The following is a 13,838-nucleotide window of genomic DNA, read 5'->3' on the forward strand; positions in this document are numbered from 1 at the left end:
ATGGAGGCGAAGCCAACCACGTCAGCATTTGGGGTTGTCGCCCAGTTCGAAGTGAAGACGGGTTTGCGCGAGGAATTCCTCGCCATCGCCAGGGACGATGCCCGACATTCCATTGCCGATGAACCGGGCTGCCTACAGTTTGACATCTGCATGTCGGAGCAAGAGCCAGACCTCGTGACATTTTACGAGGTCTATCTGTCGCGCGACGCTTTCGATGCGCATCTCCAAACTCCCCATCTGGATGTGTTCCGGCGGAAATTTCCGGCTCTGGTCAATGCCGAACGCCCGGTTCAGTTCTTCTCATGTGAGCACAACCACAGGGATCTCGTCGATGTCTGAAGCTCATGTCATCCGCACCGTCGGATTTATTGGCACAGGTATCATGGGTGCGCCTATGGCCCGCAATCTGGCACGCACTGGCTTTGCCGTCACTGCCTGGAACCGGAACCCCGGCAAGGCCGAAAGGCTTGCCGTTGACGGTGTGTCGATTGCCCCAACCCCGGCGGATGCCGCGGCCGGCCAAGATGCTGTGCTGGTGATGCTAAGTTCAGGACCAGTCTGCGACGCGGTGCTGTTCGGGCCAGGCGGTGCGGTTGGCGCCATGCGATCAGAAGCGTTACTAATCGTTATGAGCTCTATCCCTGTCGAGACCGCCAAGGCGCAGGCTGAACTGGCCTCCCGATCAGGAATTGCCTATCTCGATGCACCGGTATCCGGCGGCGAGGTTGGGGCTGTCGGCGCCGCCTTGTCAATCATGGTTGGTGGTAGCGCCGCGCATGTGAAAGCTGCCACACCGATCTTTGCCGCCATGGGGAGGCCGGTTCATATCGGACCGGTGGGCACCGGCCAACTGACCAAGTTGGTCAATCAACTGACAGTTGCAAGCACAATCGTCGCCGTGGCGGAGGCGCTACTTCTTGCCCGTCAAGGCGGGGCAGACATCGCCCGTGTCCGCGAAGCGCTGATGGTTGGATTTGCAGGCTCACGCATCCTCGACCTGCACGGCCAGCGCATGATCGAAGGCGCGTTTGCGCCAGGCGGGCCTGCAAAATACCAGATCAAGGATACCGCTGCGGCGCGATCCACCGCTTCGGCGCTTGGACTCGATTTGCCGATGCTCAATCTCGCACACAAGCTGTTCAATGATCTCGTCGACCACGGTGGCGGCGATCTCGACCACAGCGCCATCATTCTCGAGCTTTCCAGGCGGAACGGACTGCCGCCTGAGGAATACGCGCCGCTGACTGCCTGACGCGACGCGGTTAACCGGCCCAGTGCCAACTGTCCGAATTTGGGAGGAAAAGACCATGAAGACCGTATTCAATTCGAAGATCGACCGCCGCTCGCTGCTGAAATATGGCAGTGGTGCTGCGGCGTTGGCATTGGCAGCCCCTGCCCTCATCAGCAGCGCGCGCGCCGCCACCACATTGCGACTGGCCGTGCCGGATCCTGCCGATTCCTCGGTTGGCCGTGCTGCAACGCAGTTTGCCGATTTCGCTAGGGAAGGCACCGGCGGCGAAGTCGTTTTTCAGGTCTTTGCCGACGGTATATTGTTCGGCAAGGACCAGAATGCGGCCGTCAACCAGCTCGGCGGCGGCTCGCTTGATGGCCTCATTCTCGCCAGCAGTGTGTATGCCTCCTTTGAACCGCGGATGAATGCGATCAGCCTGCCTTATCTGTTCAAGGATTATGACCAGTTGCGCGGCTATCTTGGTGGTGAACCGGGCAACACGCTCCTCACCTCGCTGGAGCGCTTGGACATTGTCGGCCTCGGTATCTTCCTGCGCACTTTCCGCGATGTGACCACTCGGGAAACCCCGATCACCAAGCTTGCTGATTTCAAGGGGCTAACGCTTCGTACGCCGAACAATCCACTCTGGGTGCGGCTGTTTCAGACGCTGGGTGCCAACCCGACGCCAATGGCATTCTCAGAGGTCTACAGCGCGCTGCAGCTGAAGACGATTGACGGCCAGGAAAACCCGGTTGAAGTGCCATTTAACAACAAGCTGTTCGAAGTGCAGAAGCACCTCAACATGACGCAGCACCTGGCCGACTCGTTCCTGCTTGCTTTGTCGAAATCAGCTTGGGAGAAGATTCCAGCCGAGCATCAGGATGCCGTGCGCAAGGCCGCCACCGACATGGTCAAAAAGCATGACGACGAGGAGATTGCTCAAGAAGAAGAAATCATCGTCAAGCTCAAGGGTCTCGGCATGCAAGTCAACCATTTTGAACCGGGCGAATTGGAAAAGACCCAGGAGCTCGCGCATACGATATACCCGGAATTCGAAGAGAAGATCGGCGCCGACTTCATGAAATCAAGCATGCAATTCCTGAAGAGCTGAAACATAGCCAACACCAAGGGCCAGCGGATCTGAACAGATCCGCTGGCCGCTCAAACGGGAGGAGAACCAGATGCGGACAATTGACCGGGCCTTGTGGTGGCTTGTTGACGTGGCGATATTCATCGCAGCGGTTGGCATGGTCTTGCTGATCTGCACGCAGGTAACGACGCGCTTCCTTGGCCATTCAGCGCCGTGGACTGAGGAATTGTCGCGTTTCCTCTTCATCTGGACAACATTTCTCGGCATGGCCACCGGCTTTCGCTACGGCACTCATCCCTCGCTTGGTCTGTTCGCCGAGGGTTTGCCGGAAGGAATTCAGAAGTATCTTCGCCTACTCACCCCGCTCGCGGCACTGGTGTTCTTCGCCATCGTCAGTTGGTTCGCGTTCAAGCTGATGCAGCAGCAGATCCGCTTCGGCGAGATTTCCCCCATCCTTCAGATCGGGATGTGGATCACGACGCTGCCTCTGATAATCGGCGCGGTGCTTGCACCGATCGGTGCCATCACCCATGTAGTCTTGCTGATTGTCGAGCATGACGTGGCAATGGAGCACAACCTATGAGCATTGCCCTTCTCGTTCTCTTCGGTGTCATCGCCTTGCTCGGTGTTCCCCTGTCGCTGTCGCTCGGGCTCTCGGCGGTGATTACGCTGTGGTATTATGATCTTCCGGTGTCAATGATCACCCAGAACATGGCCACATCGATCAATTCGTTTCTGTTGATTGCAGTGCCGCTGTTCATTCTGGCCGGGCAGATCATGGAGCGCGGCGGCTTGTCGGAACGGATTTTCGACGCTGCAGAAGCCGTGGTCGGCCGGTTTCGCGGTGGTCTTGGCTATGTCAACATCGCCTCGAGTTTCGTTTTCGGCGGGATTTCTGGCTCATCGGTCGCAGATATCGCCAGCCTTGGCCCGATTACCATTCGGGCGATGACGGCGCGCGGCTATCCGTTACCTTATTCCGCGGCACTGACACTTATTACAGCGACGCTGGCAACATTGGTGCCGCCGAGCATCCTGATGATCGTCGCTGCCTCGTCCTCGGGACAGTCGGTGGGTGCGGCGCTGGCCGGCGGTCTTGGACCAGGGATTTTGCTTGCAGTCGCACTTGCTGCATATAACGGATACATATCCTGGCGCCGCGGCTATGGTGAAATGACTCGGCATGGCGCGGGCCACAGCTTCCGGGCCATCGGTCGCGCTATGCCTGCCGTCGGTGCTCCCATCATTATCCTTACCGGGATGTTTTCCGGCATCGTCACTCCGACGGAAGCAGCAGGTCTCGCGGTCCTCTACACTTTTCTTGTCGGCTTTCTAGTCTATCGTGAGATCAATCTTCGCGATCTGGTCCCGCTGATTGTACATTCGGGCCGCACCGCGGGTTCCGTGCTGCTGATCTTGATGGTTGCCAACGCGGCAACCTTCATCTTCACGGTTGATCTGTTGCCCAACAAGACAGCGGGTATCTTGTCGAATGTCGCGAGCAGTGGCTTTGCCACTCTGCTTCTTATGGGCATCGTTTTTCTGATCGTCGGTATGCTGATGGATATTGTTGCCGCAGCATTGATGTTAATCCCGGTGATGATGCCAGCCGCGGTTCTTGCGGGCGTCGATCCGCTACATTTCGTTGTCTTCATGACTGCATGTCTCGCTGTGGGTCTCGCCTCGCCGCCGGTCGGCACGTGCCTGTTTGCGACCGCCCAGGTGGCGCGAATCCCGGTAGAGCGGCTGACACTGGCGACCATTCCCTTCTACATTCTCAATGTCATTGTGCTGGTGCTGGTGGCGGCATTCCCGGAAATTGTGCTCTGGCCGGCTCGATTACTGACCTGATAAGAGCGTGCTCGCGACCAGTCCGTCGCTTGCCGCGGCATCGTCATGGAACGCTGGTGCAAATAAAAATATGCCCGGAATTCAGTTTTTGATGCGCACCTTATTTGGTTGCTCTCGTCGAGTAATGGATGCGAACGGATTTTGGGCGTTCGCAGGGGAGCAGTCGGTTTAATAATGGCGACGTTGATCGTAGCTTCTGTCTGTTTGACGTTGAGCCTTTCCACTGCGTCAGAGAACTGTGGACAGGCGATCCTCGCGCCGTCGCTTTGACCGAGAACTACGCTGTAGGTTGAATATCCATCAAAGGCTCCATCGGCATTGAGTTGGTCGATCAATGATCTAATCCACCAGCCCATCCAGCTATGACGCATCGCCGGTGTGCCGGTCTGTCAGGCGATGGGCATGATCTCGCCACTGTCTGCATCAACGTCCAAATGCAGCTTTCTATAGCCCACTGGAACTTTGCCTCATGCTGTTTGCCTGCCATAAGCAGGCGGCTTAGATCGCAGCCTGATCACTCCGAGAATGTGGGGTGGGTACGCATCGAGGATAAACCGGACAATCAGCCCGATAGCGACGGCTGAAATCCGTCTTAAGAAGCATGGGCGGTATGATCCAGACGCTAAAGTGGTCGCAGGAAAAGCCACTCGTCAACCAGTGTCTGGAAGCGCTCTGCCATTTGTTTGACTGCGGTTTCGTCGTTGATGCGCCCGGCTAGCCAATCGGTAGCTGTTGTTGCAAAGATCGTGCGGCCAACGGCGAAACCTTTGACAACTGAAGATTCGGAGGCGAGTGCGAAGGCCGGAATGATGTCTTGTATTGGAGCATCGAGCCCGAGCAGGAGAACGCCGCGGCACCATACGTCATTCTCGGTAATAGCCGCCTCGATATTTCTCCAGGCGAGAGCATCATTCTGTGGTTCAAGCTTCCACCAGTCGGGCCGAATGCCTGCAGAATAAATTTCCCGGATAGCGGCGGCAACAGTGTCGGAGTTCACACTCTCACTCTTCGACGCAATGATCTCGATCAGGAGTTCACGGCCAACGCTGCGTGCGGCGGAATAAAGTTGCTTCAGCGTGTTGATCTGATCCGCTTTGAGAGATGCTGAATCGTCTGGATGATAAAAGGTGAGCGCCTTGATGCAATGCGTGACTGGCCATGCAACCAACTGCGAGCCAATGTCTTGACCATATTCTAGCCTGAGCGGACGCGAGCCTGGATCTTCCACCGGACGTCCGATCCAATCCAGCCCGATTTCGCTGGCCCGCGCCATTGCCGGTCGGCCAAATCGCTCATCCAGCAGCATCCCGAACCCGCGTCGCCCGTTGGCGACTTTGGCTGTCGCCTCGACCGCAAGGACTTTCAGCGCTTCAATGCGCCCCAGCGGAACACCGGCCTTTTCGGCCAATTCCACCAACTGGGACCTGTGATCAATGGCAAATGCCATCACTTGTGGCAGATCGATCCGGCGAGTCGTCGCACTATGGATATGATTTAATTCGACATCCTTGCGTAATGCACGATGCGGACTTCCGTGCTTCAGAAAGTATTCTAGTTCCGACCATGTCGGGATCTCCGGTGCACAAAGCAGCCGCGATACCGCGAACGCACCGCAGGCATTGGCCCAGGTGGCGCATGTCATCGACGGTTCATCGCGCAGCCAACCTCGCAGGAAGCCCGACATGAAAGCATCACCCGCGCCGAGAACGTTATAGACCTCGATCGGGAAGCCCTGGCCGACGATACCGTCCTCAAGACTGGAAATATCGCCGTCTTCGTAGACGATGCAGCCCATCGGGCCACGTTTCAATACAATCGTCGCCTTGCTCAATGCCCGGATCGCCTGCACTGCCGCCAGACAATCGCTTTCGCCTGATGCGATCAGAATTTCCTCTTCCGTGCCGACAATCAAGTCGCACAGGGGTAAAACGCCGCGCAACTTGGCCGACACTTCACCTGATGCAATGTAGCGCTGGTCACCGGCGGCATGGCCTGCAAGGCCCCACAGATTAGGTCGATAGTCGATGTCGAACACCACTTTGCGGTTGTTGGCACGGGCAATTTCGATCGCACGCATTTGGGCTGCCGCTGTGTTCGACCGGGAGAAATGCGTGCCCGTCACCAGCACTGAAGCCGAAGATGCAATCTGTTCGATATTCAGATCCCCGACCTCCAGCGCCATGTCGGCGCAGTCTTCTCGGTAGAAAATCAGTGGGAAGCTGTGGTCGTTTTCGACTGATAAAAGCACGAGTGCCGTAAGCCGAGTGGGGTCCGTGCGCACGCCGCTCGTGTCAACACCTTCGCGATCAAGTTGCTCACGGATGAACCCGCCCATCTGTTCGCCGCCCACACGGGTAATCAAGCCTGAGCGTAGGCCCAGCCGTGCCGTACCAACTGCGATATTAGTCGGGCAGCCACCGACAGACTTGGCAAAGCTGGAGATATCCTCGAGCCGTGATCCGATCTGTTGACCATAGAGATCGACGGAAGAGCGACCGATTGTGATCACGTCGAGCCGGCATTTTTTTTCCTGTGCCTTCGAAACTTCATGTGCTGCGGCTTTTGTCGAAGCGCTCATCCCAACATCCTTCCCGTCGACCTCACTAATGTACCCGATCGCCCGGGCGCATCTTCTATTGGAATTCTTGAAACTATAATTCCAAAAGTAAGTCAATACGGAATGTATGTTCTATATTTTTCGCTCGACCGTTTGCCTAATGCCAATTCTGGATTACGCCTGCGGGCCGTGCCGACGTCGTTTGTCGGCCACCGCGACCGTCAGCGCCATCGCCAGCGTGATGGCTGCTGCCTGCGTACGAAAACCTGCGAAATCCGCTTCCGTTAGTTTGAAACATACCTCCGACAAGGGAACGAGTGGAGACAGCGGAGAATCACTGATCGAAACAATCGGTACGCCCTGCTCCTTCAACTGACGTGCCATTGATATCGTTTGGTCGGAATAGGGGAGGAAGCTGACGAAGATCGCAGCATCCTGCCGAGTTGCCATCGCGAGAAGGTCTTCGTCGATGCCGTTGATCGAACCGCAAATCTCGCTGCGGATCCCCAATTTGGCAAAGGCATAACGCATCTGGATAAGAGGGGGGAACGCACGGCGGCGGGCGCACAGATAAACAGTCTCGGCGGACGCCAGGAGTGCGCTCGCGCGATCAAATGCAGCACTGTCGAAGTCTTGCTCCAGGCGGGCAAGCGAGTCCTGCCCTGCTGCAATGAACCCGCTAAGCAGGAGCCGACCTTCATCGCCTTCGCTACCATGATCCAGGGCGCTGAGCCGCACCTCATAGCTCTGATTGCGGTCGCGTAACCGCTCACGGAACAATGTTTGCAAATCTGAGAACCCATCAAATCCGATGGCTTTAGCAAAGCGCACGAGCGTGGAAGGTTGCACACCTGCAGCTTGCGCAATCGTAGCGGCCGTGCCGAAGGCGACTTCGTCGGGATGGCCAAACATATAGGTTGCGGTCTGGGCAAGCCGTTTGGGCATGGTTTCCCGATCTCGGGCCAGCCTTTCACATAGCTCGTCAAAGCTATCGGGCCGCGGCGTCTTGCTGCTCATGCGATGAAGTCTCCGACTCGCCATGGAATGTTCATTCCAAATTATCTGCCACGGAACACCAAGTATAGGCCTTTGTGCGGATGTTCGCTGGCCTGCGCGTAAGGCTGGTAAACCGATCGAAATGCAACATACATTTTATGCTTGCGGAAAAAAGAATATTCATTCTATTGTCTGGAGGAGGCTGGTGGGATGTCGGCCCAGGGAGGATTTATGAAGGCGTGCGTAATTCATGCTGCTGGCCAGATGGCGGTGCAGCAATGGCCAGAACTGTCGTTGGAGAAGGGCGAGGTCCGGCTCGACTTTGCGTGGGGCGGCATTTGCGGCTCCGACCTGCATTACTACCAGCATGGCCGCGTCGCGAATTCTATCGTACGCGAACCGATGATCCTGGGCCATGAATTCAGCGGTATCGTTTGCGAGGTCGCTTCTGACGTGACCGGTCTTTCGATCGGCCAGCCCGTCGTGGTGAACCCGTCACGCCCCTGCCATGTTTGCGATCAGTGCGCAGCAGGGCTCACCCATCTCTGCCGATCAATGCGCTATATGGGCAGCGCGGCTCACCAACCCCATACCCATGGAGGTTTTTGCGAGCGCCCCGTGGTCCTGGCCGCTCAATGCCGACCATTGCCAAAAGGCTTCGATCTGGCGCTCGCCTCAATGTGTGAACCCTTTGCCGTTGCTCTGCATGCCGTTGCGCTGGCGCAAATCACGCCCGGCGCTACCGTGCTGGTCACCGGCGCTGGCACAATCGGCAGTCTGGTGGCAGTCGCTGCCAGAACGGCTGGTGCTGGCCGCCTGATTGTCACCGATATCGCCGAACCTGCGCTGGAACGGATCGCCGAAGTCTCGGGCGCAGAAACTTTCAAGGTCGGCAACGCTGAATTGACAGCCGCGGCCGAAACCGCGATTGGTGAAGTCGACGTCACACTGGAATGTGCAGGTTCTCCGGCTGCCCTCGACATGGCAATCCGTTTGACGCGTCCCCGGGGACGGATCGTTCAGGTTGGCTTCCTCCCGCCGGCTGCTCCGGTTTCTCTGGCTGGACTGCTGACCCGCGAGATCACTCTGATCGGCGCCTATCGTTTCCTCGACGAATTCGATCTGGCGGTCCAGCAGATTACTCAAGGCAATGTCAACCTTTCGTCATTCATCACGGGCCGGTACACCATGGATGCGGCCGCGACGGCTTTTGCCGCCGCAGCCGACCGCAGCACCAATGTCAAGGTTCTGCTGAGCTTCGACGCTTGATGATGACCATGAATTCAGACATAGCGCCGACAAAGAAGGCAGCGTCAATCCTGCATATTGGTCCGGGTGCGTTTCACCGAGCGCATCAGGCTCTTTATGCCGACGCATTGATCAGAGCTGGCCATTTGCAGGCTGGCATTCGGGCCATATGTCTTTTTCCGCCTCATCTTTCGGCGATTCACGCCAACCAGGGCGGTCGCCATCACGTGTTGTTGCGCGACGAGAATGGCGAACAATTGAATAAGGTCGAAAGCCTCTATGAGGTGCTCGATGCCGCCACTGAAGACATGCTCAGCGATCCCGCATTGCAACTGGTGACCATGACCCTGACGGAGAAGGGATATTGTCATGTGCCAGGCACGCAGCGTCTCGATGATGCCGCCATTTCAGGCGATCTGGCCACACCCGACGCTCCCGTCACCGCGATTGGTTGGCTGGCGCTGGCGCTTGACCGGCGTCGTCTGGACGGGCTTTCCGGCATCACGCTTGCGAGTTGCGACAATATTCCGGCCAATGGCCGCCTGCTCGAAGCGGTGATGAGAGAATTCGTGGGCCGCACCCGCCCGCAACTGTCCGACTGGATGATGGCAAATGTCACATTCCCGGTTTCGATGGTCGACCGTATCGTTCCCCGCGTCGATGCCGAAGCCAGCGCCGCAATCGCTGCTCTCGCCGGGCAGCCCGACGCGCTGGGCGTGGCTGCGGAGCCGTTTAGCCAGTGGGTTCTCGAGCGGCGTTTCGCCGGCCCCATTCCACCGCTGGAAACAGTCGGTGTGCAGATTGTTGAAGATGTTGCACCCTATGAGCTGATGAAACACCGGATTCTCAATGGTGCTCAGACTGCGCTGGCGCATATAGGGGCGCTGTCGGGCTTTCCCACCTCGGCGCAAGCGGCGGCCGACCCCGTTCTTGCTCAATGGCTATCCCGCTTTGTCGTAGCGCAGGCTGCCACCCTCGTGTGCCCTGACGGAGAGGATCTGGAGGCTTACGGCCGGCTGACGCTCGAACGGCTACGTAATCCACACATCCGTCACCAGTTGACCCAGATCGGAACCGACAGCTCCTTTAAGCTCGGTCAACGCATCGTCGAGGCTGCGGCACACCATCTCGACAATGAGGAATATAGCAACCTCTATGCGCTCACAATTGCGGCATGGATGCGTTACAATACCGGACGCGATGCAGCAGGTAGAGCAATCCCGATCGAGGATCCGCTTGGCGCTCGTTTCACGCAAATCACAACAGAGGCTGACAGTGATACCCAGGCACTTGCAGACGGGTTTCTCGCCCTCGATCTGTTCGAGGGCCCGATCCGTCAAGATGCACGGTTCCGTTCGCGCCTTGTCGCGATGCTGAGCGCTCTAGCCACCGAAACACCGCGCGCCCTGATCGCCAAAGCAGCCACCGACCTACAGGAGGACAGCACATGCCCGAATTCCTGAGACATCGATCCATAGAGGAGTGGATTGGTGCATTTTTGATGACCGTCGTTCTTATTCTGCTCAGCATGCAGGTGATCGGTCGCTACGCGCTTGGCTGGTCCTTTGCATGGATCGAGGAGGTCTCGCGCTTCTTCTTCGTCTGGGCCGTTTATTTCGGCTTTGTCGTTGCGGCCGCAAAGGATCGCCACATTAGGGTTTCGGTACAGATCATGATGCTGCCACCCCTGGGTCAAAAAGTCATGCTGACCCTTGCTGACGTTATCTGGTTGATATTCAACGGCATCGTCATCTGGTTCGGCTCAATCTATATCGTCGACATGTTTCAGTTTCCTCTAATTTCGCAGACCACGGGCATCAACCTCGTGTGGGTGCAGCTAATCGTACCACTCGGATTCGTGCTGATGAGCATCCGGGTGATCCAGGTAATGATCCGCCGCTGGACCGATGCCGAAACCACGGTCATCGACACACGGCTGGACGACTGAGGCAGGACCATGAGCGCACCAATTATTCTGACACTCGCCTTCTTCGTTTTCCTGTTCCTCGGCGTGCCCGTGGCAGTATCGATTGGCCTCGCCGCAGTCGCCGGCATGGTGGTTGCAAATATCCCGCTGTCGTTCGTCGTGCAGGCGGCCTATTCAGCGGTCAACGATTTCCTGATCATTGCCGTGCCGATGTTCGTGCTCGCCGGCGTTCTGATGGAAAAGGGTGGGCTGACTTCAAGGCTTATCGCATTTTCGCGCTCGCTGGTCGGTCCCACACCCGGTGGCCTCGCCACAGTGACCATCGTCGCCTGCACCTTCTTTGCCGCGATCTCCGGCTCCGGGCCGGCAACGGCTGCTGCGATCGGCTCGATCATGATACCGACAATGATCAAGGAGGGCTATCACAAGTCCTTTGCTGCGGCGATCACTTCCAATGCTGGTGGTATCGGCGTTGTCATCCCGCCCTCTATTCCGATGATCATCTACGGAATCACGGCAGAGGTATCCATTACCGGACTGTTCGTGGCCGGCGTCGTGCCCGGCATTCTGCTGGCCGTTGCCTTGACTGCAACGTCGCGCATTATTTCTAAACGTCGCGGTTATGCTGTTGCCAATCCCGATGGCCGTAGCTTCAAGGCCATTCGAACGGCCGCTTGGGAGGCCCGCTGGGCGATCCTCGCCCCTGTGATCATTCTTGGAGGCATTTACACCGGTATCTTCACTGTGACCGAAGCCTCGGTTGTCTCGGTGCTCTATGCTTTGTTTGTCGGCATTTTTATCTATCGCACAGTGACGATAAACAATTTTGTCGACAGCATGTCTTATGCGGTACGACTGACCGGGGTGGTGCTGTTCGTGCTGGTCAGCGGTCGACTTCTTGGCCGTGTCCTCACCATCTTCCAGGTGCCACAGAACTTCTCGAACCTAATGATCAATACCTTCGACAACCCTGTCGTGTTGATCCTGTTGATCATCGCTCTGCTGATCTTTGTCGGTATGTGGATGGAGACCCTCACCCAGTTGATCATCCTGACGCCGTTGCTGTTGCCCGTGGCGGTAAACGCCGGAATCGATCCGATCCAGTTCGGTATTATGTTCGTCATAGCCTGCGAGATCGGCTATTCGACGCCCCCCCTTGGCGTAAACCTCTTTGTCGCAAGCGAGATCAGCAATGCGACGGTTGAAGAGGTCAGCAAGGCAGCGATCCCGCTGATCCTTGCGGAAATTGGCGTGCTGTTGCTCGTCACCTTTGTTCCCCAGCTTACTTTGTTTCTGCCACGGTTGCTCGGGTTCATCTACTAACTGAAGTTAATGCAGGAGGAGAAATACATGTTGAAATCCACCATCGCTGCGGTCGCCATGGTACTGGCGGGAGGCCAGTTCGCGTGGTCTGCCGACTTTACCATGCGTCTGTCGCACGGCGACAACGAGAGCAACCCGACGCACCTGACTGCCGTGAAGTTCAAGGAACTTGTCGAGCAATATACAGACGGTAAGGTCGAGGTTCAGATTTACCCCAACAACTCGCTGGGCGGCGAATCCGAAGTGGCGCAGTCTCTTCGAATGGGCTCTATCGACGCTGAAATCCTCTATACCGGCAACCTCATGCCGCTTGCTCCATCAGCTGGTGTGCTGATGCTGCCCTACGCCTACAACAGCACAAGCCAGGCCCATAAGGCCATGGATGCGCTGCTGGAGCCATTGAACGAGCGCATTACCCAGGAGGCAGGCGTTCGCGCTCTCGGTCTGATGGAAAAGGGTTTCCGAGTTCTGACTACAAACAAGCCGGTCGAAACGCTGGATGATTTGAAGGGACTGAAGATCCGCGTGTCTCCAAACGACATCGCCATCCAGACCTTCAAAAGCTGGGGCATTGAGCCCATTCCGATGGACTGGGCCGAAGTCTTCCCAGCACTTCAGCAACGCGTTATCGACGGACAGGAAAATCCCTACACCACGGCGATTTCGTCGCGATTCTATGAAGTGCAGTCCGACATCACCGAAATTCACTACATGATGTGGACTGGTCCGCTGGTCATCAGCGAGCGCATATTCCAGTCCTATCCAGACGACATCAAGCAGGCAGTCGTCAGGGCCGGCAAGGAGGCTGTTGACTATGGCCGCCAAGTTTCTGCTGAGAAGACAGATGAAGCGATTGCAGAGCTGACCAAGCGGGGCGTTACGCTTCATGGTGCGCCAAAGGACGAAGAAAAGTGGCAGAGCGCAGCGCAGGCCCTGTGGCCGCAGTTTTACGACCAGATCGGTGGTGCTGAATGGGCCGATAAGGCCGTGGCAATCATAAAGTCGTCCGCACAATAATTTCTTTCGAACTGATACGAGGCTGCGATATTGCAGCCTCGTATAGTGGTGAGGGCCCCTGGATATAGCCTGAACAGCGGTTACAATTCCCGCGAGGCCGTTGTCAGGTTAACTGGTCCGCAATTGCCTGTTTTTCTGGTTGGCCTTAGATTTCAACGATGCAAACATCCGATATCAGTTTCAAGCGTCGCCGTTTTCCTGCGCAAATCATAGCTCACGCGGTCTGGTTTTAAACTGCGGTTTAATCTGAGCCTGCGTCACATTGAGGAAATTCTTCTTGAGCGAGGTGTCGACGTTTCTTACCAGACGGTCCGCCGCCGTATTGCCAAGTTCGGACCCCAGATTGCTCGCAACTTGTGGCGGCGACAGCGGCGCCCAGGCGATGTTTTCATCTGGACGAAGGCGTTTTGAAATGCGCTGGTGAGAAATTTAGGCTATGGCGTGCGGTCGTTCAACATCGCACCGTTCTTGAAGAAATCTGTCCGACATCAGCGCCTATGAGACAGAATTGGTTTAATTGAGAAGAGAGGATTTTCGGCTCATCGTAGCTCAATCAAAGGAAGCGAATATGAGACAGAAATCCGGGCCGCAGACATCG

The 13,838-nt window shown here is 56.9% G+C and carries 12 protein-coding genes and 1 pseudogene; 11 read left to right on the forward strand and 2 right to left on the reverse strand.

The annotated features are described in order from the left end of the window. The 5 genes from ACQQ2Q_RS18915 to ACQQ2Q_RS18935 all read left to right on the forward strand — a co-directional run bounded on the left by ACQQ2Q_RS18915 (position 1) and on the right by ACQQ2Q_RS18935 (position 4,172). The gene (locus ACQQ2Q_RS18915; RefSeq protein WP_428188680.1) at positions 1-339 is read left to right on the forward strand and encodes a putative quinol monooxygenase; all 339 of its coding nucleotides are present in this window, start codon (positions 1-3) and stop codon (positions 337-339) included. Further along, positions 332-1,252 (forward strand): NAD(P)-dependent oxidoreductase, encoded by a 921-nt coding sequence (locus ACQQ2Q_RS18920; protein WP_428188681.1) that lies wholly within the window; start codon positions 332-334, stop codon positions 1,250-1,252. Before ACQQ2Q_RS18915 ends, ACQQ2Q_RS18920 begins: the two co-directional genes overlap by 8 nt. Positions 1,253-1,307: 55 nt before the next feature. Beyond that, the gene (locus ACQQ2Q_RS18925; protein WP_428188682.1) at positions 1,308-2,342 is read left to right on the forward strand and encodes a DctP family TRAP transporter solute-binding subunit; all 1,035 of its coding nucleotides are present in this window, start codon (positions 1,308-1,310) and stop codon (positions 2,340-2,342) included. Positions 2,343-2,412: 70 nt separating this feature from the next. Then, a complete protein-coding gene (locus ACQQ2Q_RS18930) occupies positions 2,413-2,904 on the forward strand; it encodes a TRAP transporter small permease (protein WP_428188683.1) in 492 nt (163 codons plus the stop codon). Beyond that, positions 2,901-4,172 (forward strand): TRAP transporter large permease, encoded by a 1,272-nt coding sequence (locus ACQQ2Q_RS18935; RefSeq protein WP_428188684.1) that lies wholly within the window; start codon positions 2,901-2,903, stop codon positions 4,170-4,172. Before ACQQ2Q_RS18930 ends, ACQQ2Q_RS18935 begins: the two co-directional genes overlap by 4 nt. Before the next feature lie 622 nt (positions 4,173-4,794). On the opposite strand, the gene ACQQ2Q_RS18940 is transcribed toward ACQQ2Q_RS18935, so the two are convergent. Together ACQQ2Q_RS18940 and ACQQ2Q_RS18945 are read right to left on the reverse strand one after the other, a co-directional pair. Continuing rightward, a complete protein-coding gene (locus ACQQ2Q_RS18940) occupies positions 4,795-6,750 on the reverse strand; it encodes a bifunctional 5-dehydro-2-deoxygluconokinase/5-dehydro-2-deoxyphosphogluconate aldolase (RefSeq protein WP_428188685.1) in 1,956 nt (651 codons plus the stop codon). A 153-nt stretch (positions 6,751-6,903) separates the two neighbouring features. Beyond that, a complete protein-coding gene (locus ACQQ2Q_RS18945) occupies positions 6,904-7,746 on the reverse strand; it encodes a MurR/RpiR family transcriptional regulator (protein ID WP_428188686.1) in 843 nt (280 codons plus the stop codon). 210 nt (positions 7,747-7,956) lie between these two features. On the opposite strand from ACQQ2Q_RS18945, the gene ACQQ2Q_RS18950 reads away from it, so the two are divergent. The 6 genes and pseudogenes from ACQQ2Q_RS18950 to ACQQ2Q_RS18975 form a co-directional block, all read left to right on the forward strand. Then, on the forward strand, positions 7,957-8,994 hold the full coding sequence (locus tag ACQQ2Q_RS18950; RefSeq protein ID WP_428188687.1) for an L-idonate 5-dehydrogenase: 1,038 nt from the start codon (positions 7,957-7,959) through the stop codon (positions 8,992-8,994). An 8-nt stretch (positions 8,995-9,002) separates the two neighbouring features. After that, positions 9,003-10,436: a mannitol dehydrogenase family protein gene (locus ACQQ2Q_RS18955; protein ID WP_428188688.1), complete on the forward strand. Its 1,434-nt coding sequence runs from the start codon at positions 9,003-9,005 to the stop codon at positions 10,434-10,436. Then, complete coding sequence (locus ACQQ2Q_RS18960) at positions 10,421-10,921, forward strand: TRAP transporter small permease (protein ID WP_428188689.1); 501 nt, start codon at positions 10,421-10,423, stop codon at positions 10,919-10,921. The genes ACQQ2Q_RS18955 and ACQQ2Q_RS18960 overlap by 16 nt, the downstream gene beginning before the upstream one ends. Before the next feature lie 9 nt (positions 10,922-10,930). Then, positions 10,931-12,223 carry a TRAP transporter large permease gene (locus tag ACQQ2Q_RS18965; RefSeq protein WP_428188690.1) on the forward strand — a complete coding sequence of 431 codons (1,293 nt, stop codon included), beginning with the start codon at positions 10,931-10,933 and terminating at the stop codon, positions 12,221-12,223. 27 nt (positions 12,224-12,250) lie between these two features. After that, positions 12,251-13,240 (forward strand): TRAP transporter substrate-binding protein, encoded by a 990-nt coding sequence (locus ACQQ2Q_RS18970; RefSeq protein WP_428188691.1) that lies wholly within the window; start codon positions 12,251-12,253, stop codon positions 13,238-13,240. Positions 13,241-13,398: 158 nt separating this feature from the next. Continuing rightward, a pseudogene (locus ACQQ2Q_RS18975) lies at positions 13,399-13,719 on the forward strand (IS6 family transposase); the annotation flags it as partial. Between the last annotated feature and the right edge of the window lie 119 nt (positions 13,720-13,838).

Source organism: Agrobacterium sp. ES01 (assembly GCF_050320885.1).
Taxonomy (GTDB): domain Bacteria; phylum Pseudomonadota; class Alphaproteobacteria; order Rhizobiales; family Rhizobiaceae; genus Allorhizobium.